Below are 24,336 nucleotides of genomic sequence, written 5' to 3'. Positions count from 1 at the left end.
ATCAATCCTCTTTTATTGCGGGCGCACAGCGGTGCGCCCATCACTTTTCGAAGGTAGGTGAGGACTTACTTATCGCCCATCGCATCGACCGCTTCTTTGGCCTTAGTCGCCAGCGTCGTGTTCACGTTGTTCTGATATGACGTGGCTTCAGAGGGATAGGCTTTGATGTTTTTGGCATACAGCGCGATGTTCATGTTGTTATCCCAGGCCTTCTGCGACACCAGCACGTTCTCCGGATAGCCTTTGGCATCGATTTCACGCTGCACTGCGGTTTTCACCACCTCCTCGGGCAACGCCGGGAAGTATTTACGTGCAATGGTCACCGACTCAGCCGGATGCTTGTAGATAAAGCGTGAGGCCTGTTCAAAGGCGGTCACGACGGCCTGCGCGGCCTGTGGATTCTTATCAATATATTGTTGTGTGGTCGTCAGGCTAGAGAAGGCAAACGGATACCAGGATTGCGCGGCTGAGAACGAGTAAGCCACATGCAAGCCGTTCTGCTTTTCGGCCATGGTGACCTGTGGCTCCGCCGCTAACGCGTAATCTGCGCGACCTGCCGCCACCGCCGGGATCTCATTGCCAATCGCCACATGCACCAGCTTCACGTCTTTGAGGTTGTTCTGTTTGATCAGATAACTCATAAACGCCCAGGTGGTATCAGGTTGCGGGCTGGTCACCACACGTTTGCCCGCGAGCAGTGACAAATTGTCCTGCAAAGAAGCCGCTTCTTTGCCGAAGATGAAGATGGTTGGCGCGTTCTGTACCCCGGCCACCACCACCCCCTTGCCGCCGTTTTCACGGGTTTTCGGCACAAACACCGGATCCTGAATCGAGAAATCTGCCGAGCCGCCAATCACCGCCGCCCAGGATTGCGCCCCGCCGCCACCGGTGCTGATTTTCACATCAACGCCCTGCTGTTTAAAAAAGCCCTGCTCTTGTGCCACATACAGCGGCAGATAGAGCAGCGATTGAAACGCCTGGTTGATGCGCACTGGCGTGTCAGCCGCGTGCGCACTCACCAGAGAAGCCAGACAAACTGCGGCAGAGATCGTAGCTAAACGGAATTTTTTCATGATTATTTCCTGTCCCAGGAGAGAATGAGGCGTTCAATAAATGCCACCAGCGCGTTGAAACACAGCATCATCAGCATGACCAGCACGATGCCAGCCAGCACAATGTTCATACCGAAATTGGAACTCCCCAGCAGGATCATGTGACCCACGCCGCTATCCGAAGAGATGTATTCACCGACGATGGCACCGACCAGCGCGAAGCCAACGTTAAGCCTTAAGCCTGACAGCACCCACAACATCGCGGATGGCACCACCAGCTTGAAGAAAATGGTGCCGCGTCCGGCATTGAAGGATCGCAGGAGGTTGATGAGATCGGGATCGGTGCGCATCGCGCCTTTATATGAGGTGGTCAGTGACACCACCACGCAGGAAAACGCCACAATCACCACTTTGGAAAGCATCTCCGTGCCGAACCAGATGATGGTCATCGGCGCAATCGCCAGCACCGGGATTGAGCCAATCGCGGCGATAAACGGCGCGGCAAGGTCAGAGATAAAGCGCGAGTACCACAGCAGCAACCCCAGGATAGAGCCGCCAATCGCGCCCACGGCAAACCCCACCAGGGTTTCAACGGCGGTGACGCGCACATCAGTCACCATTTCACCGGACTGAAAGCGCTGGACCAGCACCTCCCATACCTGCGAGGGGCTGGAGAACAGGAAGGCGTTGATGTTGCCACTGCGCACACCGAGCTCCCACCCTCCCAACAGCAGCACCACAATCGCCATCTGTAAGAACAGCAGCGTGTAGCGACGTGCGTTAGCTGAGCGGAAAAAGGTTTCTCGCGAACTGCGATTTGCCGTCGCCGCAACCGTAGGGCGTGTAGACACTGAGTTCATTGTCATGTCGTCCTCTCGTTAGTTAACCGGCTCAGGCTGAATGCCGATGCTGCGCCAGATATGCTCGTAATACTCATTGAAACGCGGCGACAGGCGGCGTTCGGGTATCGACAGGCTATCCGTGCCGAGATCGACCTCAATCTCCTGCACAATTTCACCGGGGCGCGCTTTCATCACATAAACACGATCCGACAGCGTGACCGCCTCTTCGATATCATGCGTAATGAAGATCACCGTCTTGTGCTGCTCTTTCACCACACTCAGCAATTCACTTTCCAGCGAGATTTTGAGCGGGTAGTCCAGCGCCTTATAAGCCTCATCCATCAGGATGATTTCCGGGTTGGTGACCATGGTGCGCATCAATGCCACACGCTGTTTCATGCCGCCGGAAAGCTGCGACGGATACTTCTGCTCGTAACCGGTCATTTTGTAGAGTTCGAACAGTTCACGCGCTTTGGCTCGCGCCTGTGCTTTGGGCATGCCGCGCACTTCCAGACCGAGGATCACGTTGTCGATCACCGTACGCCACGGGAACAGCAGGTCTTTTTGCAGCACATAACCGAGTTCCGGTGACGGCGTGCCGGTGGTTTCGCGATTCTTCAGCAAAATGCTGCCGCTGTCGGGCATCAGCAGCCCGGTGATGATGTTGAACAGCGTCGATTTTCCGCAGCCGCTGGGCCCGACAAATGAGACGAATTCATTGCGATTGGCATGGAAGTTGAGGTTGCGCAGCACCGTCACCTCACCCTCCGGCGTGGGATAGCTTTTGTGGATGCCAGCGGCTTCCAGAACTTTACTCATGGTTTTCCCCCAAAGGTCGCGCGTGGCGATTGTGAACCGTCAACGGCGAAGGCGGGGCCTGCACCGCAACGTAATCTTTCAGGAAGTGATAGCCGAGATAGTCGCTGCTGCGGGCGCGCAGGATGGCGGACTGCACCTCGACGCGGGCAATCGCCATGCCTTCCGTGGTGCCACTGTCAGCCACGATATTTCCCAGCGGATCGATAATGCGGCTGTGGCCGTGATAGTGAAGATTGCCGTGCTGGCCGCACAGATTGGATTCGATCATCCAGCATTGATTTTCCAGTGCGCGCACACGGCCAAACAGCGTGTAGCTGTCCACCATCGGATCGGCATCGCCTGCACTGCCGTCTCCGGCATAGCCCCATGCGGTGGGCATGATCATGATGTCCGCGCCTTTCAGCGCCAGCTCGCGAGTGCTTTCCGGGAACACTTTGTCGTAGCAGATCAACATACCAATACGACCAATTGGCGTGCTGAACACCGGAAAATCGCTACCGGGATAGTAGACGTGCTTCTCATCGCCCGGCTGATGCACTTTGCGATACACGCCGAGCAAACCGTCTGGCCCCAACAGCACCGCGCTGTTAAACAGCACTTCGGCACGTTCAGGATGGCGCTCGGTCATGCCGAAAACCACATGCAAGCCCAGTTGCGTGGCGAGCTTTTGCATGGCCTGCACGCTCTCACCTTCGGTCACCACTTCGGCTTGCGCCATTTGCCACGCCACCGCTTCGCCGTTCCAGTTGAGCGTATCCGGCAGATAGCCTTGTAAAACCTGCTCCGGAAACACCACCAGGTCGGCACCTTCCTGTGCTGCCTGTTCCATCCAACTCAGCAGGTTGTTGAGGTTGCGGGCTTTATCGTAAAACGCGGGCAGTGTAATGCTGGCGATGGTGGTTATGTTCATAGCAGCTCCCAGAAGTTTTCTTTTAAACTGCTACTCTGCTCACATTTAGACCAATACAATTTTCTTATGTGATAATTTTTATCATATGTGAGAAATTAACTGTCCAGTTCACTTAGCAGAAGAATCATTGCCAATGAAAACCACCCGACAGCATGAAGCCTCCGGGCTGGGCGCCGCCTTAACCGGCGAACAAGATTTTGGACTGCGAATCAAAACGATACGTCAGGCGCGAGAATTGACGCTGGAGCAGGTCGCCGAGTTGAGTGGCGTGTCGATTTCGACACTTTCGAAGATTGAAAAAGGCCAGGTGTCCGCTTCATTCGATACCATTGCCAAGATTGCCAGCGCGTTTGATTACTCTCTGGCCGAACTGTTCGCCGAAGAGTTGCCCCTGCCTTCGGTGGCGAGCACCGCCATTCAGGGCCGCCGCACTTACACACTGGCCGGTAAAGGATTGGCCTTTACCAACCCCTATTTTCGTTATGAAGTGCATGCCGCTGAACTGCTGGTGAAAGGGATGATTCCGGTGGTGATGGGAATTGAGACGCGCGAGTTGCCGCCGCCGGAAGCCTGGTCTCAGCATGCCGGTGAAGAGTTCATTTATGTTTTGTCAGGCGAAGTGATGTTGCATACGCAGCTCTATGCACCGCTGCGGCTGGCACAAGGTGACAGCGCTTACATCGACAGTACGATGCGCCATACCTTTGTACGGCTAAGTGATGAAGCCGCCAGCCTGATCTCTATTTGTCAGACTGAAACGCTGGATATTGAGGATTTGACGCGCGGTGGCTGATCAGAGCCTTCCCGCCACGCCAGCAAACACAGTAAACTGACCGCCGATTACCCCACAAAAGGAACTTCAGCTATGGCACGGGAACACCACTATCAGGTCACGGTCCGCTGGACCGGCAATCGCGGCACCGGCACCTCCTCTTACACCGCTTACGATCGTAACAGTGAGATGCTGGCAGACGGCAAACCCATAATGCCTTTGAGCGCCGATCCGGCATTTCGTGGCGATGCCACGCGCTGGAATCCTGAAGAGTTATTGCTGGCTTCGGCCTCCGCCTGTCACAAACTGTGGTATTTGCACCTGTGCGCGGACGCGGGAATTGTGGTGGAAGCTTATGAGGATGCCGCGGAAGGCACCATGGTAGAAGGGGCTCGGGGTCGTTTTACGCAAATCACGCTGAAACCGCGCATTACGCTGCGCGATCCGGCAGATGCGGATCGCGCGCTTGAGTTACATCACCAGGCACATGAGGCCTGTTATGTGGCCAATTCACTCAACTTCCCGGTGAACTGCGAACCGACGTTTGCCTGATCAGGCGGCGCCGGCCAACGGTGGTTGCGGCGGGACCCACAGCCGCACACCATTTCGTCCGGCGCGTTTTACCTCGTATAACGCTTCATCTGCATGGCGTAACCAATGGCGCAAGGACTCGGCGTTGGCGGCTGAAGCAATGCCGATACTCACCGAGCAGCGAAACTCCGCCGACGCTGGCAGGCGCACCTGAGCGATTTTTTCCTTTAAGCGATTTGCCAATGCGACCACCGTCTCATCGGTCGCATGGTGCACGATCACGCCCAGCTCATCACCGCCGAACCGCGCGGGAATATCCTGCAATCCCACATGATTACGAAGCAGTGCCGAAATCTCTGCCAGTAAAAAATCCCCGGCTTCGTGGCCCCAGGTATCATTCACCGACTTGAAGTAATCAAGATCCATCAGCAGCAGATAGCCCGCGCTGTCGCCACGACGCGTACTCAGGAATTCGCTCTCAAGACGACGTTCAAACAGACGCCGGTTAGGGATCTCCAGACCGGGGTCCATCAGCGCAATACGCTCCAGTTCCCGGTTGCGTTTACGCAGTTGCCAGGTGAGGTTGTAAGAGGTCACGCTCAATACCAGCATGTAGCAGGTTGCCAGCGGCAATGTCAGCCAGACGGTTTGCGGGCTGAATGTGAGATTGACACCCGCGCCATCCACCAGCCAGACCATAACGAAAGCGCAGAGGAAAGCCTGCATGGCAGCGATTAACTGCGCTGCGCCTCCTGCCGCATAACGATCCGAGGCCAGCACCGCCATAATGATAAATGACGGCAATGGGCTAAGCGCCATCAGCGCTACCCAAATACCGCCAAATGCCGCGTCCAGCGTTAAGTTATGCCGTTCGGTGCCGGTGGCGTCTTCGGCACGCAATGCCCGGCGATAAGCAACCCACGGCCAGATAAATGCATTGGTAAATAACAGGGCGCTGAACGCCAGACCGCGATCCATCTCCATCAATACCGAGAGAATCGGGAAGAAACATAAAATTGTGCCAAGCTGGCGCATGATAAACATACGACGAACGAAGCGCTGTGAACGCCGCTTCAGATGGCTATCATCAGGTGAGTAATAATTCATTCACTGGAAAAGTCTGATCGACAAGAAAAGCAGTTTAACGGGAAAAGGGGATAGCAGGTCGGAATATTTTAAGAATATTTACCTTGTGCTGAGGCAATAGTGCAAAAACCCTTCGTTATGCTGAAAAGTCCGGCAAACATCAGCATGGAATAGCGCCCTTTCACATCAAAACTTTGAACCCACAGCGATTTTCAGCAGCAGATTAGCGCCAGCGGTTGTCACACCAACGGCTTGCCCGCAGGATGTTCACTGCCCCTCTGTTCATAGGAAAACGTCATGTCTCTTTCTGCGGCACACAAGCGCGTGCTCATTGCCGGATCCGTTGGCAATTTTATTGAGTGGTATGAATTCGCCGTTTACGGTTTTATGGCCACGCTGATGGCTAAAAACTTCTTCCAGCTTGAGGGCGAAAGTGCCCTCACCAGTCTCATCCTGACCTATGCGGCATTTGCCGTGGCCTTCTTTTTCCGTCCTTTAGGCGCGGTAGTGTTCGGCAGGCTGGGCGATCGTTATGGGCGCAAACCGGTATTGATCGCTGTGTTGATATTGATGACGCTCGCCACCGCTGTGATCGGTCTGGTGCCGGTTTATGCCTCCATTGGCGTTGCTGCACCGCTGCTGATTACCGCGTTACGCATCCTGCAAGGGTTGTTTGCCGGGGGAGAGTACGGCGGCGCAGTGTCACTGATGACGGAATTTGCACCTCCGGGCAAGCGCGGCTTTTACGGAGCATGGCAGTCTCTGACCGTGGCGTTTGGATTACTGGCGGGCGTGGCCGTGGTGGCGGTTTTGCCGTTGCTCATCGGAGACGCAGCGATGATGGCCTGGGGCTGGCGTATCCCTTTCCTGCTCGCACTGCCACTAGGCGCTATCGCACTTTGGCTACGGTCGGGCTTAGAAGAGTCTCCACAGTTTGAGCAAGCAACAAATGCAGAAAGCGCGTCGGTCAGTGCCACTGTACGCGCCATTGTGCTGGGGATCGGACGACTGATGGTGTGGTCCGCAGCGGGCTATACCTATCTGGTGATCATGCCTACCTATTTGCAGGCAGCGCTGCATACCGGCTTCAATCAGGCGCTGCTGATTGCGGTGATCTCGAATCTCGGCTTTGCGGCGACTATCCTGCCTGCGGGTATCCTGAGCGATCGCGTAGGACGACGCACAGTGATGTTACTGGCGACCTTCTTGCTGCTGGTGCTGGCATTTCCGCTGCTGAAAGTATTGCAGGACCCACTAAACGGTTTGCTGATCAAAGCGGCGGTGGTGTTTGTGGCCGGGGCATTGGTCGGCATGCTTGCAGGGCCGGGGCCCGCGATGCTGGCGGAGATGTTCCCGACGCGCGTGCGCTACACCGGGCTTGGGTTAGCCTACTCGCTGTCGAATGCGCTGTTTTCTGGCTGTGCGGGGCTGATTATTACCGGTTTGATGAAACAGACCGGTAATGCGGATATTCCGGCCTGGTATGTGATGGGCACAGCGCTGGTGAGCTTTGCCGCACTGTGGACATTGAATAAAGACGATCACCGCAGGCCGTTATAAAAAGAAGGCGGCCATCAGGCCGCCCCATCCTTGAACAAACTTAACGCCCCGCTCCCTGCAAGCGGAACTGCGCGACCAACCGCTCTAACATCATCGCTTGTTCTTCCAGCGAGTTTGCCGAATGCGAGGATGCGCTCACCAGCGTGGCGTTTTGCTGGGTAGTGGTATCAAGTTCACCTACCGCGCGAGCAATTTGCTCAATGCCACGGCTCTGCTCATCGGAAGCAGCAGAAATTTCCTCCATGATCTCATTCACGCGCGCAATGCTACCGAGAATTTGATCCATGGTTTCGCCAGCACGCGCTACCTGCTGATGCCCGTTGCTGATGCGGCTCACCGACTCACTGATCAACTGTTCGATGTCTTTCGCTGCACCGGCGCTACGCTGTGCCAGGTTGCGCACTTCACTGGCGACCACGGCAAAACCACGCCCCTGCTCACCGGCTCGGGCCGCTTCGACCGCCGCGTTCAATGCGAGAATATTGGTCTGGAAAGCGATGCTGTTAATGACGGCAGTAATGTCGGCAATTTTCTTCGAGCTGTCGGAGATTTCCCCCATGGTGCTGACCACATCGCGCACCGCTTTACCGCCCTGATTCGCATTGTGTGAAGCTTCTGCGGCAATCTGGCTGGCCTGCCGCGCGTTCTCGGCGTTATTTTTAACGGTAGCCGTTAACTGCTCCATGCTGGCAGCCGTTTCCACCACCGCCGCCGCCTGCTGCTCGGTACGTGATGACAAATCGAGGTTGCCCTGATTGATCTCGCTAGCGGCTTGCGACACGCTGCTGACGCTATGCAACACATCGCCAATCATACTGCGCAGACGGTCGTTCATCCGCCCCATCGCCGAGGTCAGCTTGCCGAGTTCATCATGACGATCGGTGGTAAACTGCGAGCTTAAATCGCCGCTGGCAATGCGCTCCGCCAGCTCAAGATTGTGGAATACCGGACGCGTAATCTGACGGATGATGTACCACGCTACCAGTACGCCAAACAGAATCGCCAGCCCCCCAATCAACAGGGATAGCGTTGCTGAACCGTTCGCCAGTTCATCATTGCGCTCCTTGACGATAGCAATGATCTTTTTGATCGCCGCACTGCTCTTATCACCCGCGACTTTTACCGTGTCTTCTGACGCACGCAGCTGACCATAGCTGTCCGCCGCTTGCAGGCTGAGATCTTTAAAGCGTTCGGTATCCTGCCACAGCGCGGTAAATCCGCCCTGCTGTTCTGGTGGCAGCTGAGCCAACAAGGCTTTCATACCCTGATCGGCCTGCTGGAAATGAGTTTGCAAGGTATTGCGCAGGGTATCGGAGACATTGAAGCGCAGCGCCCAGGCTTCTTCACGCACGTTGCTGATGGCGAAGAGCTGTTCATAGATCTGATTGGTCAGTTCTGGATTGGTCACTGGCGTGCGGATCAACTGCATATAGCGCGAAGTCATGTCTTGCTGGCTCAGGGAATCGAGCTGTGCTCGCTGGCTATTTAGCTGCTGCGTGGCTTGCGTCATCGCGCCAATACTGTTTTGGAAGCTGGCGAGATGAGTATCCAGTTCATCCACCAGCGCGCGGGCATTGTCTGTCCAGGAGAGTTGTTTAGCCTCGCGATTCAGTTGCTGTGCATGAGCGACGTATTCGGCCATCACCTTGCCGGATTTATCATCACCATACAGGTATTTGAGGCGGTTAATTTTGGCCTGGAACACCTCAATGTTGATGTCGTAGATCAGATTGGTTTTCTGATAGATGTCATGAATCGCATTGAAACGCTGCACGCTGATGCCGGTGGCTAATGCCACTAACAGCAACACGATGCCAAATCCTGCTGACAATTTTCGGGTGATGCGTACATTACGTAAACGGGATACCAGCCCCATGTTCCCTCTCCTGCGAATGTTGTTTTTGTAAATTCTGGTAAGGGAGTTATCGGAGCGAGGCGGGATTTGTTTATCGCGGAGATCACAAATAAACGATTACAGGATGTTATGCGCCGCCGGGCAGCGGCGCGAGCAGGTTATCGCGCGGATTGCGGGGCTAACTGGCTGATAAACAGGCCTGCCGCACTCACCGCATCCACCGCCACTTTCCCTAACTGCTGGCGAATGCTGTCGCCTAGCGCGATGGTGGAAAAACCGGTGCATGAGAAGGCGATGACTTCAATGCCATCGCGATAAAGACTATCCGCACAGGCCAGGGCGCTGGCGCGACCTTCTGCGCTCAGCAAGTCCGTGGTGTTCAGCACCCCTTCCGGACGCGCGTAGCGCACGGATTCACCCAGCAACTGACGGAAAGGCGCCGGGGCCGCCGCGCCAATCCCCATCACCGCGACAGGACGCTTGAGCATACGCGCAATGCTTGCCGATGCCGAACCGGCGCTGATGACGGGAATCGATACGGCATCGCGCAATGCCGCAAGGCCAGGATCGGCGGCGCAGCTGAGAAACAGCGCATTGCAGCCGTCGGACTCTAATTGCCGCCCGAGCGTAACGATCTTAGGCACCGCCAGCGCTTCACTGGCATCATCAAAAATCCCTTTGTGCTGATCGGGGATCGCCCGGCTAATTGAGTTGATAGCGTACTCCTGATAAATCAGCCGACCATGTTCTTCGACAAAGTGCTGATCTGGATGGGTTAATACGCGGATTATCCCCAGCATGGCTGTTACTCCTGGTCTGATGTTAAACAGGTTTGCAAAGTGGCCTGGTTTTTATTGTGTCGAGTAACATGGCAGGTTTATGCAAAAGCGGCAACACGTACCCGCCGCTGGTTTGATCTACAATGCTGCTCCTACTTCCGCGATCACACCGCGTAACCACTGATGCGCCGCACTGTCCTGCGTCCTGCGATGCCAAAGCAGATCAAATGGAATCGAGGGCAGCGCCAACGGCGGTTCAAACATGATGATGTCGCCCTGGCTGGCTGAAGTGGTGCCCACGCGGCGCAGTACCGTTGCCACATAATCCGTTCCCGGCAAGAGCGCGGGCACGGTAAACATGGTGGGCAGCGTCAGACTGATGGTGCGAGCCAGACCTTGCTCACGCAATTGTTGGTCCACCAAGCCGTAATGGTTGCCTTCCGGTGACACCAGGATGTGGCGCATTGAGAGAAACGCTTGCAGGTTCATGCCTTTACGCGCGGCTTCGTGGTCGCGCCCGACTAAGGTGACAAAGTCATCACGTAGCAATGGCTCGGAAAGAATTCGGTTTTCTGCTTTGGTTGGCGGTACGCCTACGGCAATATCAATCTTGCCCGCATCGAGTAGCGCCACAACCTCATCACGATCAATAAAATACCGCACATGAATCGTGCAATGAGGTGCCACTGCCGCCAGCTTTTTGGTTAACGCGGGCAGCAGCACATGCATCGGATACTCCGTCAATCCCAGGGTAAAACTGCGCTGTTTGGCTGTGGGATCAAAGACCTCTGCGGGCTTCATTAAATGACGCACCTGCCCTAACGCATCGGCCACCGGTATCGCAATCTCCTGCGCTTTCGCCGTGGGCAACAAGCCTTCTGCGCTGCGGATAAAAAGCGGATCGTCAAAGACACGGCGCAAGCGAGAAAGCGCGGCACTCATCGCCGGTTGGCTTACGCCAGCCAGTGCCGCCGCTTTAGTGACGTTGCGCTCCAGCATTAAGGCATTGAATGCCACCAGCAAGTTGAGATCGAATCCTTCAAAATTCATATTTTGTATAATGCTCTATATCAATCATTTGTTAGATGGATAGTGTCAGATTCAGGAATACTGCACAAGCCGGTGAGATGCACCGCTAACTAATCCAATAAGGTTTCCAACATGTCTGCGACACAACCACTGAACCAACGCCTGCAAGCTGAACGTACTGCGGTAGAAAACCTCTATCGCGCTTTTAGTGACAAAAATCCCGATCTGCTGGATCTGGCGGTCACACAAGATTGGGATGACATCCCACTGGCGCCAGGTCAGGGGCCGGGACCAGAAGGATTTAAGCCACTGCTGGCAGGTTTTATCGCCGCGTTCCCGGATATCAACATCACCGTGCACGACATGCTTCAGGAGCCTGGAAAGATTGCTGTGCGTGCAGAAATTACCGGTACGCACCAGGGTGAGTTTATGGGCATTGCGCCAACCGGTCGTCGCATTAGCGTGCGCCTGCACGAATTCCACTTGCTTAACGGCGAGCGCGTGACCACCACCTGGCATATGGAAGATTGGTTTGCCATGTTCCAGCAGATTGGGCAATTCCCAACTCCCTAAAAGAAGCACTGCAGATAGCGTATAACTCATGGCAGAAGTCCTCGGCATTGTTAGTCACTAATGACGCAGCGGAGAGTTAAGGACATAAACAAGCCTTTGACGAATTAACAGCGATCAACTGCATGGTTTAAGCCAGGCATAATCTTCCCCTACTATGCTAAGCACCAAACGTTAATCAGTGTTCACAGGCGGAAGAATGAAAGTCGTGTTATGTGCGTATCATGAGATGGGATGCGCGGCGCTGGAAAGTTTGCAGGAAGTGGGATTTGAAGTGGTGTGCGTGTTCACCCACGCGGGAGCCCATCAGGAAAATAGCTTCTTTGACTCGGTTGAAGCCATGGCGCTGCAGCAACAGATCCCGGTGTTTTGTCCGGACGATATCAATACGCCAGAATGGATTGCCAAAGTAGCGTCGCTGCAACCCGATGCGATTTTGACCCTGTCTTATCGACAAGCGCTCTCTCCTGCCATGATTGCCACCGCCAAAAAAGGCGCATTCAATGTGCATGCTTCGCTGCTGCCCGCCTATCGCGGACGTGCGCATCTCAACTGGGTGATTATCCGCAATGAGCGTGAAACCGGGGTGACGCTACATCGCATTAATGACGTGCCAGACGGCGGGCCAATTTTGGCGCAAAGCCGTGTCGCTATCACTGATGAAGATGAGGCGCTTTCATTACATCGCAAACTGGTACGCACCACGCGTGAACAGTTGCCAAACTGGCTGCGCGCTCTGCGGGCGGGTAGTTTGATTGAACGCGTGCAGGATGAAAGTCTCGCCAGCGAACCGGGACAACGAAAGCCTGAGGATGGGCAGATTCACTGGCATCAGTCTGCCGATGAGATTCATGCTCTGATTCGCGGCGTCGCTTATCCGTGGCCAGGGGCGTATAGCCTGATGGGAGAACAGCGTTTTATCGTGTGGAAAAGCCGCGTGATTACCCAGTCGCATCAGCACGCAGCGGGCAGCATTATTTCCATCGATCCGCTGTATATCGCCTGTGGCGAAAATGTGCTGGAAATTGTCGCAGCGGGGTTATCGCATCACGACAATCTTAGTGCGGCGCAGCTCGTGCAGCACTTCTCACTGTGCGTGGGGATGCAACTGAAGTCATGTTGAGCTGGCGATTTCAGGCTGAAATCGCCAACTTTTATCACCAGCGGGTCGCTGCCATATCAATCACAAAGCGATATTTCACATCACCTTTCAGCATGCGCGCGAATGCATCTTCGACTGCTTCACCCGCAATCAATTCGATATCTGCCGTGATGTTGTGTTCGCCGCAGAAATCCAGCATCTCCTGCGTCTCTTTGATGCTGCCGATGGATGAGCCGCTGATGCTCAGGCGACGGAAGACCATCGGCGTGACGTCAGGTGCCTGATGCGGTTGTTCCGGAATGCCTACCAGCACCAAACGACCATTGGTTTTGAGCGTGGCGAGGTAGGGATCGAGATCGTGAGGCGCGGACACGCAGTCGATAATGAAATCGAGAGAGGTTCGCGCCGCTGCCATCTGTTCCGCATCGCGTGAGACCACCACGCGACTGGCCCCCAGGCGTCGCGCATCGGCACCTTTTTCCGGAGAGGTAGTGAACAGCGTCACTTCCGCACCCATCGCACTCGCCAGTTTTACCGCCATATGCCCAAGCCCGCCTAAGCCCACTACGCCGACTTTGTCGCCGGCCTGCACCTTGAAGTGACGCAGCGGTGACCAAACGGTGACGCCCGCACACAGCAACGGCGCAACGCCTGCCAGCGGCAGGTTCTGCGGCACTGACACCACAAAATGCTGATCGACCACCACATTCTGTGCATAGCCGCCCCAGGTGCTGTCGCCTGTGTGTTTGTCGATACCGTTATAGGTCGCGGTAAATCCGGCTTCGCAGTACTGCTCTTCCTGCTGCTGGCAGAAATGGCATTCACGACAGGAATCGACCATCACGCCGACACCCACCACATCACCGACCTTGAAGTTTGTGACCGCTGCGCCGGTTTCCCGCACGCGACCGATGATTTCGTGGCCCGGCACCAGCGGATAACGACTCACCGCCCATTCGTTACGTGCCATATGCAGATCGGAGTGGCACACGCCGCAGTACAGAATATCGATTTTAACGTCCTGCGGTTGCAGTGGACGCAGCGCGATCTGGCTGGATACTAAAGGTTTTGCCGCGTCGTGTGCGACTAATGCGTTGATTTTCATGGTGCCTCCGCAAGGTGCTGGCGTTATTGAGTTGAAGGCGGCAGACTATAGTCAACGTGGTGCAGAAATGATAGTAGTTACCTTTTGGTGACCATAGAGGAGTGACACTGATGCCAGCCTGGGTTGACGGCAAGCTGTTTTTTTATGCGGATTCCCCGCCGCGTCGCTTGATGGATTTGTTCTCGCTGAAGTGGAGCAGCATGGTGCTGCACGCGCTTTATCACTGGCCGGGACAGCGTGCGCGCACCGGCGAGTTGCAGCGCAGCCTGCAGGGAATTTCGAAGAAGATGCTGTTTCAAACATTAAAAGAGCTGGAGCAGCGCGGATTGATTGCCCGCCATGTGTATGACGTGATTCCACCGAAAGTGGATTACCGTTTGACGCCGCTGGGACAGACCTTTGCAGCCCCAATCGAACAGATGTACCAGTGGGGACTGGAGAATCAGGCGGCGCTGGATGCAATGGACGCCAACCTGCGCGCGGCTACGGACGTGCCATCAGACGCGCCACCGTCTCACGACCTCTCGGCAAGCGAGGATTAAACACCACCAGGCTCAGGCCGGGCTTACCCTCAACGGCGAAGGTGCTGTATTCGAGTTCCAGCACGCCTTCGTCCGGTAGCCACAGTTGCTTTATCCCTTCGCCATGCTGGCTCACTTCCTGCGATTGCCACAGTTGACGGAAGGTTTCGCTCATCGCGCTGAGTTCTTCCACCAGCGTGCGCACATGCTCGCTGGCACCGGTACGTGCTACGTCGGCACGGAAATTCGCCACCATGTTACGCGTGACCTGATGCCAATCCGGCAGGCGTTTTTTCATCTCTTCGTTGCTGAACATCATTAATAGAATATTGCGCTGTTCCGGCGGCAGTTGGGCGTAATCCACAAATACTTTGGTCGCCGCATGGTTCCACGCCACCACCTGCCATTCAGCGGTTTTCACCAGCGCGGGCGTGTGCGTCATGCTATCCAGGACGCGTTGCAACGAGGGTGAAACATCCACGCCCGCCTGCCAGGTGACGCCCGGCAAACGATTCTGCGCCAGCAGAAAAAGGTGGTCGCGCTCGGCGGCACTTAGCTCCAACGCTTTGGATAACCGTTCCAATACCTCTTCGGAGGGCGCACCACCTCTGCCCTGCTCCAGCCAGGTGTACCAGGTGGTGCTGACGCAGGCGCGCACCGCCACTTCTTCCCGACGCAATCCGGGCGTACGACGCCGCAGCAACGGATAGCCGAGTTTGCCAGCATCCAGTCGCTGACGTCGTTCACGCAGGTAGTTGCCGAGCAGATTGTCGTCTTGTTGGGTCATGGCGTTATCCTGTTAGTGCCTATACCTGTATAAGCTCACGACTTTTCGCCGCGCCGCAGACTTTTATCATAGTGCTTCAACAGCCAGAAATAGGAGTACGAATATGCGACTTTTTGTGACCGGCGCAAGCGGCTTTATCGGTTCGGCCATTGTGAAAAAACTGCAGGCACGCGGCGTGGACGTGCTTGGACTGGCACGCAGTGACGCGTCAGCAGAGAAACTGCACCAGCAGGGAGTCCAGGTGATGCGCGGCGATTTAGAAGATATTGCCAGCCTGCGTAGCGCCGTTGAACAGAGTGACGGTGTGATCCATGCCGGCTATATCCATGATTTCAGCCGCATGGATCACGCAACGACTATCGATCAGCAGGCAATTCTGGCGATGGGTGAAGTACTTGCCGGGTCAAACCGTCCGCTAGTGGTGACCACCGGTACTGCATTGGTCTCGCCAGGACGTCTCGCGGTTGAGCAGACTCAACCGGTTTCCGGCGGCCATCCTCGTTCCGACTCCAACATCGCCGCACTCGCGCTGGCGGATAAAGGGGTGCGCGTCTCGCTAGTGCGTCTTCCGCCCACGGTACACGGCGCAGGCGACCACGGCTTTGTGCCGATGATCATTAATATGGCGAAAGAGAAGGGTGCGGCGGTGTATATCGGGGATGGTGCGAATCGCTGGCCTGCGGTGCATCGTGATGATGCGGCGGAGTTATTCTGCCTCGCCGCAGAGCACGCCGAAGCCGGCACGATTTTGCATGCGATTCAGGAAGGAGGCATCCCATTTCGTCAGATCGCCGAAACCATTGGTGCAGGTTTGTCTCTGCCGGTAAAAAGCCTGAGCATGGAAGAAGCGAAAGAGTGGCTGGGCTGGATGGCGTTCTTTGCTTCCATTGATAATCCGGCTTCCAGTGAATGGACACGTCAAACATTTAACTGGCAGCTCACCGGACCGGGACTGCTGCAGGATATGCGTGAGGCGGGCTATTTTTCGCGTTGATTCCGCACCGCCTCTTGCAGGAAATCAATAAACGCGCGGCTTCTTGCGGGAAGAAAACTCCGTTCCTGGTAGAGCAGCGCAATCTCAAGGGGTGCGGGAGCGAGTTCAAGCTCAATCACTTCTAACTGCCCACTTCGAATATAAGGCTCACAAGCCTGCGCTGAAAGGATGGCAAACCCGATGCCTTTCAGTGCAGCTTGCATCGCCATCTCACCACTGTCGACACGGAAAGGACTCAGCACATTGATGTGTCGAAATCCTTTGCCAGTGGTTATAAATTGCCACGCTTGCCCCTGAAGTGCACTTACGGTGGTGATGCAGGGCAGAGCCAGCAATTGTTCTGTATGCGTTGGTCTGGTGTATTTTTGCAGTAAAGTCGGCGCCGCAACAATCTGGCAGGGCAATGAAGCCAGCGGCCGGGCTATGACATCACTGCTGGCGCGCGTGCCGCGACTGATATCAATGACAACATCGCAGTCATCCCACAGTGCCTCTGCTCCCTGCAGGCTGGTAGTACAATGGAGTTCAATTCTGGGATATCGCAGTGCAAAGTCAGCCAAAAGATTGCCGAAAATCACCGGCCCGACTCCATTTGGTAAACATACGCGTAGCAGCCCTTCCGGCTCAGTTTGTGCGTGGCTTAATCTGGCTTCCGTCTCATTCACCGAGTCCAGCAGTGGTCGCATGCTGTCAAAAAACATCTGCCCTGCTTCAGTAAGCTTCATTTGACGCGTACTTCGCTGTATGAGTCGCATCCCTAATCGTTCTTCCAGCTGCGAAATCTGGCGACTCACATTCGATGCAGGCATTTTCAAGGCACGCGCGCCGCCGATAAAACTGCCCTTCTCTGCAACGGTGACGAATACCCGCAAAACATTTAAATCGATTCTACTGCGCATCGATTATCCCATTTTTGATAATTAATCCTCTCACTTTATCGCTCTAATCATAATGATGCACGGGCAATAGACTAGGCCTCCTGTAACTTAATGGAGCAAACTATGCCTGTCCTCACTCCGCAATCAGGTTCATTCGCTGTGATCCGCATCGCTGTGATTATCGCTTTTGTTCAATTCACGAATGCCCTCGAATACATGATGTTTAATCCGCTGTTTGCCTACATGGCGTCTCAATTTTCAGTGCCTGTCACTTATGCAGGTTATGTCACGGGGACTTACACCCTGGGTTCAGTGCTATCCGGGTTATGTATTTGGAAATGGATTGACCGCGTTAACGCCAAACGGTTTTTACTGTGGAATATGGCGCTTTTAGGCGCTCTGACGGTGCTGATCACCTTCACGAGCGATTATACCCTGCTGCTGGTTCTACGATTTATGGCGGGCTTAGTGGGAGGAACAACCATGGGTGTGGGGATGAGTTTATTAATCAGCCTCGCGCCAGCGGCATTACGAGCACGGATGATTGCCACCGTCATTGCCGCTTTCTCTGTGGTCAGCATTGCAGGGATGCCGACCATGCTGTTTTTGAGCACACATTTCGGCTGGTATAGCGCAACGAGACTCATTGGTTTGCTGTGCCTGATAGCTTTGCTTCTTATTGCCGGGTTTATTCCTGATGCCCCGCGCAAAATCGCCCCTAAATCATCGATAACAATGACGCCAGAATGGTTGTTTTTCGCCAGCGGGAACGCCATCGCGCAATTCACTCCTATGCTCATCATTCCTGCTTTAGTGCCTTTATTGACCCAACACATGCAGGCTGTGAGCGCCTCGCTGCCCATGCTGTTCTTCATCGGTGGCATCGCTGGGTTGATGGCGACAAAGCTTACCGGAAAACTATTGGCTCACTGGTCCAGCTACACCTTAGCCGTTGTCTCAACGCTGATATTACTGGTCAGCATGCTGCTTCCCATGACAGGTTTGCATGCCAGCGCATTATTCATGGGGCTGTTTCTGAGCGGGGCTTACGGACGATTGGTGGTGGTGTCGTGTGTGACGACGAGATTTCCAAATGAGGCCAGTCGGGCTGGTTTCCTGTCCCTGCAAACGGCGCTGATGTCATTGAGTACCACCCTCGCCTTTTTTGTTTCGGCCATGACTTTTGAGATAGCAGCCCCACTACCCATCATATTCTGGGTGCTGGTTGCCGGCAGCGCATTACTCTTGCCACCGCTGATTAAGAGGATGGAAAAAAGGTTAGCGAGACGTGAGGCCTGAGGTGATAAAGGTAGCGGCAGAATCGATCGCCCAGCTAAAAGTTTAGCTCTGGCTCGATAAACTCTGCCGCGAGGGATTAGCCAAACGGCTCTTCGCGTGCCAGCAAGCGTGCTATCACGTTAAGCGCACCTTCGTCGTTATTGCTGTCGGTTTTATAACGCGCAACAGCGGCCACGGGCGCGGCGGCATTGGCCATCGCAAAGCTGTAGCAGGCCTGACGCAGCATTTCGAGGTCGTTAGCGCTGTCGCCAATGGCCAGCACTTCGCAATCGTCGATGCCCCATTTTTCCTGCAGCAGCGCGATGCCGTGCGCTTTGTGGCAGCCAGGAATGATCAGATCGACAAAACCAAAGCCGCTGGAGACCGGATGCATAATGTTTTCAATCGCGCCCAGTTCTTTGTGCAGACGATCCATCAGGGCATCCACCCCTTCGTGGGCCAGATTCAGCGAAAACTTAAAGATGGTGTCATCGATATCGTACAGATTGTCGCGCTTTTCCAGCCGATGATAGTGATTCGCCAGCATCGCAATCACTTCCTCCGGCATTGAGGTGTGCACATAAGCGCCATTGCGACCGCACACCACGGTGCTGATATCCGGCTCTTTAGCCAGAATATCCAAAATTTGATGGACGCGTTCTGGTGCCAGTTCGCCGCAGAAGATCTCTTCATTGCTGTCTGACACCCAGGCACCGTTCTCGGCGACAAAGGCGATTTCATCTTTGATATCCGGGAAGTAGCGTTGTAACTGGTAATACTGATTGCCACTGGCGACCACAAAACGAACGCCTTTCTCTTTCAACAAGGCGTACTGGCGCGCGAATCGTTGAGCGTTGTACTGTTTGTTGTCATCGAGAAAAGTCCCATCCATATCCACCGCAATCATTTTTACTGCCATCTTACTCTCCCGTATCGTTTCACCAGCATTCCATCCAGCTGTGAAAAGGTTTTCATAGAGCTTACTCGCGGTGTGGATTAATGAGAATGGTAATAATGAGATTGTTAACCGCTTTCAGAGATTTCCAGTGCCATCTTTTACTGCAAATCCGCCCCTTTTTCCCTGATCCAGACACAGAACATCTCTGCCATGTCCTTTGCGTAGTCGAGAATCTCCGCCTCAGTGCGCGGCGTTTCGGAAAAATGTTTGCCCACGTTACCCAGTGTGCTGTTGATCAGGTCCGCAGCGCGCAGACGTTGATTCTCTTCCAACTGGGGCAATAACTCATACAGGAAGTCACTCATCACGTTTTCACCCGCCGCGCGCGCGGCTGCCACTTCCGGTGCATCACGGTATAACGGCGCTGCATCGTTAAGTGCGGTCCGCATTGCCGCTTCTTCACACTCTGAGTGCAAGAAAGCCAGCGTGAGTTGGTGCAGACGTTCACCCGCAGGCACATCCTGATTGCGCAGGATCGATCCTAAAAGATCGCCGGTACGTTGCCATTCCTCACTTTGTAAGCGGAAAAGGATAGCCGCTTTATTGGGAAAGTATTGATACAGCGATCCAATACTGACACCCGCCCGTTCCGCCACACGTGCGGTGGTAAACCGCGTGGCGCCTTCCTGTTCCAAAACCTGAGTAGCCGCTTGCAATATCGCGGAAACCAGCTCGCTGGAGCGGGCTTGCTTCGGCCTTTTTCTCTCTGAAATCTTAGCGTTACGGGGTTCAGCCACCTGATGCTCCTGAACACGAATAGTGAAATGCGAATGATTCATCGTATTCTGTTCGCACAGATTAATCCACGGAGAATCATCATGACGACCTTAACTTCCGCGCCATTGGCGCCGCTGCTTAACTACCTGTTCGAACTGGCCGACAATATGGCGCATCCGACCAATGAAGCCTTCCGCGTGATGTCCGATGAAGAGCAAAATCGCCTGTTGCAGAGCAAAACAGATTATCTCGAACTCTATGGTCATCTGAAAAATGTGCCACTAGCGGTGTCGCGTGAAACCGGCAAGTTGCTGTACATGCTGGCACGCAGCAGCAAGGCGCAGTCGATAGTGGAGTTTGGCACCTCCTTTGGGATTTCAACGCTGCATCTCGCGGCAGCGTTACGCGATAACGGCGGCGGAAAGATCATCACCAGTGAATTTGAGCCGGGAAAGGTGGCGCTGGCGCGCAATCATTTTGCCGATGCGGGCGTAAGTGATTTGATTGAAGTGCGCGTGGGTGACGCGCTGCATACGTTGAGCCGCGACCTGCCTGCTGCCATCGATATGCTGGTGCTCGATGGCGCCAAGGCAATTTACCCTGAGATACTGGCGCTGGTTGAACCACATTTGCGCCCTGGTGCGCTGATCGTCGCCGATGATGCGGATTTCAGCCCCGAATATCTCGAACATGTGCACAGCGGGCGTGGCTATCTGTCGCTGCCTTTTAACGACGGCGTTGAAGTGTCAATGTGGCTCGGACGTTCACAGTAATCAGCACCCAGAGCCTGTGCTCTGGGTGATTTTTATTTCCGATACTGCGCTTCGACCCGTTCCTGCTTGATCTTGGCATCAATGGAGAGTTCTGCGGTGGGGCGGAGCAACAGACGAGCCAGGCCAATGGGATCGCCCGTATCACGACAGTAGCCATATTCGCCTTGATGGATGCGCTGCACTGCCGCATCAATTTTTGGTAGCAGCCGACTTTCACGATCGATCTGGCGAAACAACAAGCGCAGTTCTTCTTCGCGTATCGCTTTGTCCGCTTCATCCCCTTGCTGTTCACTGCGTTGCAGCTGCGTTTTCAGGTAGTCGATATGTTCGAGCAGTTCCTGCCGCTCAAAACGCAATAAGCGCAAAAAATACTCACTCTGGTGAGGATTCATATACTCTTCTGGCGGCATACTGAGAAGGTTTTGCTGCTCGGCTGCTGTGGGTTTGGTCATGTTGAAATTCCTTAACAGCTTCGTGTTAATGTTATATCGTCACATTTCAAATCATTCATTGAGGTTGCTGCGATGAAGACTACTGTTCCTCTGTTGCTTATCGCCATAGCATCGGCAAAAGCAGGTGCCTTTCAGGCAAAGATTGATACGTTAAAACTGGCGCAAAAGCCGGATACCGCAGTGGCCAACGTCGATTTGACGCAGCCTCTGGCGACGGCGGAAGTGCATGCGGCGCTGTTAAAGCCCGTATTCGGCTGCCAGTGTCCGTTCTGTACGCAAATGCGTGCGCTGGCGGGCTAACTCAGGCGGATACGCGCGCCACGCGCTGCGGCCAGGGATCGGCAAATTCGCCGCCACTTTGCCACCATGCAAGCTCCTCTTCATTAAGAAAGCAGCGTTTCAGGGCGACGGTAAAGGCTTTCACTTCATCCGGTTCACCAATTACCGTTAAACTGCAGCGCCGATCGCCAAATCGCCCCGGCATTTTTGCCACTGCCTGTTCGACCGCCGCGCGCTCCTCTGCAGTGAGCGGACTATCACGATGATTCAGAATTCCCGCTTTCCAGTAACTGATAAATTCCAGACTGATGCTGCCCGTGGCCTGATTCCACAACAGCGCTAGATCATCGCGCGTCGGCAACCAGAAAAAGCCTTTACTGCGATAGATGCCCGCGCCCATAAAGTGGTGGCAGGTATCCCACAATCGCTGCGGATGGAATGGACGATCGTCGTGAATCACTTCGGAAGTCATTTGCCACGCACCGGGATCAATGGCATCCACCTCATCCGCTAATTCTTCAATTAACTGCGCGACCCGCCCGAAATCGTAGGACGGCATCGCCATGAGTTCACTCAGAGAGAGATTTCCCCGCGATACCGCCATCACTGCCACATAGGGATTGAGTGGATGAATGGCCTGGGCAATGCGGGTAATGCTGGAAGACGGCAGCCGATCATTTTTAGTGAGCAGCAGATGGCTGCAAAACATGATTTGTTCTGCCAGCAGATTCTCGATGCGCCGCTCGTGACGAGTCAGATTGGCCTGCAAACGAGGAATCAGCGCTTCGCCCTGCTGGTAATCATCATTCAGCATCACGCTGTCGACCAGCGATAAGAATCCATTGAGTTGCACTTCAGCATGGTCGCGGAAATAACGCACCAGCGGCAACGGATGGCTGCTGCCCGAGGTTTCCAGCAGGATCAGATCCGGACGATGTGCGTTGAGCATCGACTCAAGTGCGGCATCGAGTTTTTCGATACCCGTTCGGCTGCTAATACTGTCGGCCGAGAGCGTAATGAAATTGTGTTTACTGGCGTTGACGATTTCAGTGTTGGCAATCAGCACGCCATCGACGTCCAGTTCGCTCATATCATTGACGATGACGCAGACTGCAAGTTGCTGTTTATGCGCCTGAACCAACAGACTTTTTAATAGCGTTGTTTTGCCTGCACCAAGAAAACCGTTGAGAATGGTGAGGGGGATTTTTTGCATCGTGACCTCTTGCTGCCGCACGTTGCGGCTGGGTTTGCCATCCATGGCGTCATGCCGTTCCGTTAAACCAGGTTCTGCCTAAGTACCCGCTGGGGAACTGCGCTTCGCTCAGGCAGAAATATGTGGCCGGGCGCTCAGTTCATTGCACCGTCAACGATCTGCCTGGTTCCTCGCGTTTATCTTCCTCAGTGAAACCAGGGTTCAAACGGGTCCGGATATTCGGCCCAGTTTTCCGGGCCCTGCGCCATCTCTTCGTCAGTCAGCAGCGCATTTTCCAGCTGGCTGCGCAGACGGGCTTCATCCATCTCAATACCAATAAACACGATTTCCTGACGCGCATCGCCAGTGCCCTCGACCCAGTTCTGCATGATGTATTCCAGCGTCTCGGGATCTTCCGGCCAGCGCTCTTTTGGCGCGCTTGCCCACCACATGCCTGCTAAGCCCTGACGCGTCACGCCACCGGCCTGTGACCAGGAACCGGCATAGCGTGGGCGGCTGGCGAGCCAGAAGAAGCCCTTAGACCGCACCACGCCTTTAAGATCGCCTTCAATGACGCTGGCGAAGCGGGTGGGATGGAAAGGACGGCGCGCGCGGAACACAAAGTTGCGGATGCCATACTCTTCGGTTTCTGGCGTATGTGAGCCGCGCAGTTCTTGCAACCAGCCGGGGGCTTGTGAGGCCGCATCAAAATCAAATAAACCGGTATTCAGCACTTCCTTCAGTGCAACCTTGCCAAACTCAGAGGTCACCACGCGTGCGCGCGGGTTGAGAGAATGCAATATCGCCAGCAAGCGGGCTTTTTCCGCTTCATCAATCAAATCGGTTTTGTTCAGAATCAGCACGTCGCAGAACTCAATCTGATCCACCAGCAGATCCACTACCGTGCGTTCATCTTCTTCACCCAGCGATTCACCGCGGGATTTGATGCTCTCGTTGGATTCGTAATCGCGCAGGAAATTGAAGCCGTCCACGACGGTCACCATGGTGTCCAGCGCAGCGACTTCTGACAGGCTCTGACCATCTTCATCGGCAAAGGTAAAGGTTTCCGCCACCGGCAGCGGTTCGGAAATACCGGTAGACTCGATCACCAGGTTATCGAAACGGCCATCTTTTGCGAGGCGATCAACCTCCAGCAGCAGATCTTCACGCAGCGTGCAGCAGATGCAGCCGTTACTCATCTCGACTAACTTCTCATCGGTGCGCGACAACTCCGCCCCGCCCTCACGCACCAGAGCGGCATCGATATTCACTTCCGACATATCGTTGACGATCACTGCCACGCGGCGACCTTCACGATTGTTGAGAATATGGTTAAGCAGCGTGGTTTTGCCCGCGCCGAGAAAGCCGGAGAGGACAGTAACCGGCAACTTTTTAAAATTCGGGGATAATGATGACATTGCAACTCCTTCAACATGACAAGTGCAGGTGCGGTGACATGCCACACCAAACGTTATAATTGATATGTTATAACATA

Annotated in this window: 26 protein-coding genes; 10 read left to right on the top strand and 16 right to left on the bottom strand. The window is 54.7% G+C overall.

The genetic code is table 11. The features are described 5' to 3' along the window. Positions 1 to 65: 65 nt before the first annotated feature. Genes CRO33_RS07605 through CRO33_RS07590 form a run of 4 tightly spaced genes read right to left on the bottom strand, consistent with a single transcriptional unit; the run spans position 66 to position 3,623 of the window. Positions 66 to 1,073: an ABC transporter substrate-binding protein gene (locus CRO33_RS07605; protein WP_034822438.1), complete on the bottom strand. Its 1,008-nt coding sequence runs from the start codon at positions 1,071 to 1,073 to the stop codon at positions 66 to 68. 2 nt (positions 1,074 to 1,075) lie between these two features. Further along, a complete protein-coding gene (locus CRO33_RS07600; RefSeq protein WP_097117673.1) occupies positions 1,076 to 1,918 on the bottom strand; it encodes an ABC transporter permease in 843 nt (280 codons plus the stop codon). Positions 1,919 to 1,930: 12 nt separating this feature from the next. After that, the gene (locus CRO33_RS07595) at positions 1,931 to 2,713 is read right to left on the bottom strand and encodes an ABC transporter ATP-binding protein (protein WP_034822435.1); all 783 of its coding nucleotides are present in this window, start codon (positions 2,711 to 2,713) and stop codon (positions 1,931 to 1,933) included. Further along, positions 2,706 to 3,623, bottom strand: coding sequence for a carbon-nitrogen hydrolase family protein (locus CRO33_RS07590; RefSeq protein ID WP_097117672.1), 918 nt, complete (start codon positions 3,621 to 3,623; stop codon positions 2,706 to 2,708). The genes CRO33_RS07595 and CRO33_RS07590 overlap by 8 nt, the downstream gene beginning before the upstream one ends. 133 nt (positions 3,624 to 3,756) lie before the next feature. Between CRO33_RS07590 and CRO33_RS07585 the strand changes: the two genes are divergently transcribed. Together CRO33_RS07585 and CRO33_RS07580 are read left to right on the top strand one after the other, a co-directional pair. Further along, positions 3,757 to 4,416, top strand: a complete 660-nt coding sequence (locus CRO33_RS07585; protein ID WP_034822430.1) for a helix-turn-helix domain-containing protein — start codon at positions 3,757 to 3,759, stop codon at positions 4,414 to 4,416. A gap of 72 nt (positions 4,417 to 4,488) precedes the next feature. Continuing rightward, positions 4,489 to 4,947, top strand: a complete 459-nt coding sequence (locus CRO33_RS07580) for an OsmC family protein (protein ID WP_097117671.1) — start codon at positions 4,489 to 4,491, stop codon at positions 4,945 to 4,947. Here CRO33_RS07580 and CRO33_RS07575 read toward each other — a convergent pair whose 3' ends face one another. Next, positions 4,948 to 6,033 carry a diguanylate cyclase gene (locus tag CRO33_RS07575; protein WP_097117670.1) on the bottom strand — a complete coding sequence of 362 codons (1,086 nt, stop codon included), beginning with the start codon at positions 6,031 to 6,033 and terminating at the stop codon, positions 4,948 to 4,950. 276 nt (positions 6,034 to 6,309) lie between these two features. Here CRO33_RS07575 and CRO33_RS07570 point away from each other — a divergent pair, with 276 nt between their 5' ends. Then, positions 6,310 to 7,572 carry an MFS transporter gene (locus CRO33_RS07570; RefSeq protein WP_097117669.1) on the top strand — a complete coding sequence of 421 codons (1,263 nt, stop codon included), beginning with the start codon at positions 6,310 to 6,312 and terminating at the stop codon, positions 7,570 to 7,572. A gap of 40 nt (positions 7,573 to 7,612) precedes the next feature. Here the strand turns inward: CRO33_RS07570 and CRO33_RS07565 are convergent, their stop codons facing one another. The 3 genes from CRO33_RS07565 to CRO33_RS07555 form a co-directional block, all read right to left on the bottom strand. After that, positions 7,613 to 9,448, bottom strand: a complete 1,836-nt coding sequence (locus CRO33_RS07565) for a methyl-accepting chemotaxis protein (RefSeq protein WP_097117668.1) — start codon at positions 9,446 to 9,448, stop codon at positions 7,613 to 7,615. A 137-nt stretch (positions 9,449 to 9,585) separates the two neighbouring features. Continuing rightward, a complete protein-coding gene (locus CRO33_RS07560; protein WP_058960425.1) occupies positions 9,586 to 10,227 on the bottom strand; it encodes an aspartate/glutamate racemase family protein in 642 nt (213 codons plus the stop codon). A gap of 117 nt (positions 10,228 to 10,344) precedes the next feature. Beyond that, positions 10,345 to 11,256: a LysR family transcriptional regulator gene (locus CRO33_RS07555; RefSeq protein ID WP_097117667.1), complete on the bottom strand. Its 912-nt coding sequence runs from the start codon at positions 11,254 to 11,256 to the stop codon at positions 10,345 to 10,347. A 111-nt stretch (positions 11,257 to 11,367) separates the two neighbouring features. Here CRO33_RS07555 and CRO33_RS07550 point away from each other — a divergent pair, with 111 nt between their 5' ends. Then, on the top strand, positions 11,368 to 11,808 hold the full coding sequence (locus tag CRO33_RS07550; protein ID WP_097117666.1) for an ester cyclase: 441 nt from the start codon (positions 11,368 to 11,370) through the stop codon (positions 11,806 to 11,808). 196 nt (positions 11,809 to 12,004) lie between these two features. Further along, positions 12,005 to 12,928 (top strand): formyltransferase family protein, encoded by a 924-nt coding sequence (locus CRO33_RS07545; RefSeq protein ID WP_097117665.1) that lies wholly within the window; start codon positions 12,005 to 12,007, stop codon positions 12,926 to 12,928. Between the two features lie 34 nt (positions 12,929 to 12,962). Here CRO33_RS07545 and CRO33_RS07540 read toward each other — a convergent pair whose 3' ends face one another. Then, the gene (locus CRO33_RS07540; protein ID WP_097117664.1) at positions 12,963 to 14,012 is read right to left on the bottom strand and encodes an NAD(P)-dependent alcohol dehydrogenase; all 1,050 of its coding nucleotides are present in this window, start codon (positions 14,010 to 14,012) and stop codon (positions 12,963 to 12,965) included. 110 nt (positions 14,013 to 14,122) lie between these two features. Between CRO33_RS07540 and CRO33_RS07535 the strand changes: the two genes are divergently transcribed. Then, entirely contained in the window at positions 14,123 to 14,554 is a 432-nt protein-coding gene (locus tag CRO33_RS07535; RefSeq protein WP_097117663.1) for a winged helix-turn-helix transcriptional regulator, read from the top strand. Here the strand turns inward: CRO33_RS07535 and CRO33_RS07530 are convergent. After that, positions 14,496 to 15,320: a helix-turn-helix transcriptional regulator gene (locus tag CRO33_RS07530; protein ID WP_097117662.1), complete on the bottom strand. Its 825-nt coding sequence runs from the start codon at positions 15,318 to 15,320 to the stop codon at positions 14,496 to 14,498. The genes CRO33_RS07535 and CRO33_RS07530 overlap by 59 nt on opposite strands. A gap of 103 nt (positions 15,321 to 15,423) precedes the next feature. Here CRO33_RS07530 and CRO33_RS07525 point away from each other — a divergent pair, with 103 nt between their 5' ends. After that, positions 15,424 to 16,314, top strand: a complete 891-nt coding sequence (locus tag CRO33_RS07525; RefSeq protein WP_097117661.1) for an SDR family oxidoreductase — start codon at positions 15,424 to 15,426, stop codon at positions 16,312 to 16,314. Here the strand turns inward: CRO33_RS07525 and CRO33_RS07520 are convergent. After that, positions 16,299 to 17,213 (bottom strand): LysR family transcriptional regulator, encoded by a 915-nt coding sequence (locus CRO33_RS07520; RefSeq protein WP_097117660.1) that lies wholly within the window; start codon positions 17,211 to 17,213, stop codon positions 16,299 to 16,301. The two genes, CRO33_RS07525 and CRO33_RS07520, sit on opposite strands and share 16 nt — an antisense overlap. Before the next feature lie 102 nt (positions 17,214 to 17,315). On the opposite strand from CRO33_RS07520, the gene CRO33_RS07515 reads away from it, so the two are divergent. Next, on the top strand, positions 17,316 to 18,491 hold the full coding sequence (locus tag CRO33_RS07515) for an MFS transporter (protein WP_097117659.1): 1,176 nt from the start codon (positions 17,316 to 17,318) through the stop codon (positions 18,489 to 18,491). 76 nt (positions 18,492 to 18,567) lie between these two features. Here the strand turns inward: CRO33_RS07515 and CRO33_RS07510 are convergent, their stop codons facing one another. Continuing rightward, positions 18,568 to 19,389 carry a Cof-type HAD-IIB family hydrolase gene (locus CRO33_RS07510; protein ID WP_097117658.1) on the bottom strand — a complete coding sequence of 274 codons (822 nt, stop codon included), beginning with the start codon at positions 19,387 to 19,389 and terminating at the stop codon, positions 18,568 to 18,570. Positions 19,390 to 19,526: 137 nt separating this feature from the next. Beyond that, entirely contained in the window at positions 19,527 to 20,165 is a 639-nt protein-coding gene (locus tag CRO33_RS07505; protein ID WP_217992807.1) for a TetR family transcriptional regulator, read from the bottom strand. A gap of 81 nt (positions 20,166 to 20,246) precedes the next feature. Between CRO33_RS07505 and CRO33_RS07500 the strand changes: the two genes are divergently transcribed. After that, positions 20,247 to 20,918, top strand: a complete 672-nt coding sequence (locus tag CRO33_RS07500; protein WP_097117656.1) for an O-methyltransferase — start codon at positions 20,247 to 20,249, stop codon at positions 20,916 to 20,918. 32 nt (positions 20,919 to 20,950) lie between these two features. Here the strand turns inward: CRO33_RS07500 and dksA are convergent, their stop codons facing one another. Further along, on the bottom strand, positions 20,951 to 21,370 hold the full coding sequence (dksA, locus tag CRO33_RS07495; protein ID WP_097117655.1) for an RNA polymerase-binding protein DksA: 420 nt from the start codon (positions 21,368 to 21,370) through the stop codon (positions 20,951 to 20,953). 72 nt (positions 21,371 to 21,442) lie between these two features. Between dksA and CRO33_RS07490 the strand changes: the two genes are divergently transcribed. Beyond that, a complete protein-coding gene (locus tag CRO33_RS07490; protein ID WP_097117654.1) occupies positions 21,443 to 21,670 on the top strand; it encodes a hypothetical protein in 228 nt (75 codons plus the stop codon). Position 21,671: 1 nt separating this feature from the next. Here the strand turns inward: CRO33_RS07490 and CRO33_RS07485 are convergent, their stop codons facing one another. Continuing rightward, entirely contained in the window at positions 21,672 to 22,862 is a 1,191-nt protein-coding gene (locus tag CRO33_RS07485; protein ID WP_097117931.1) for a CobW family GTP-binding protein, read from the bottom strand. Between the two features lie 185 nt (positions 22,863 to 23,047). Further along, complete coding sequence (gene zigA, locus CRO33_RS07480; protein ID WP_097117653.1) at positions 23,048 to 24,259, bottom strand: zinc metallochaperone GTPase ZigA; 1,212 nt, start codon at positions 24,257 to 24,259, stop codon at positions 23,048 to 23,050. Positions 24,260 to 24,336 lie beyond the last annotated feature (77 nt).

This window comes from Pantoea sp. GL120224-02 (genome assembly GCF_900215395.1).
In the GTDB taxonomy this organism is placed as follows: Bacteria; Pseudomonadota; Gammaproteobacteria; order Enterobacterales; family Enterobacteriaceae; genus Pantoea; species Pantoea communis.
The sequence above is the reverse complement of the archived record's forward strand: the minus strand, read 5'-3'. Positions and strand labels throughout refer to the sequence as shown.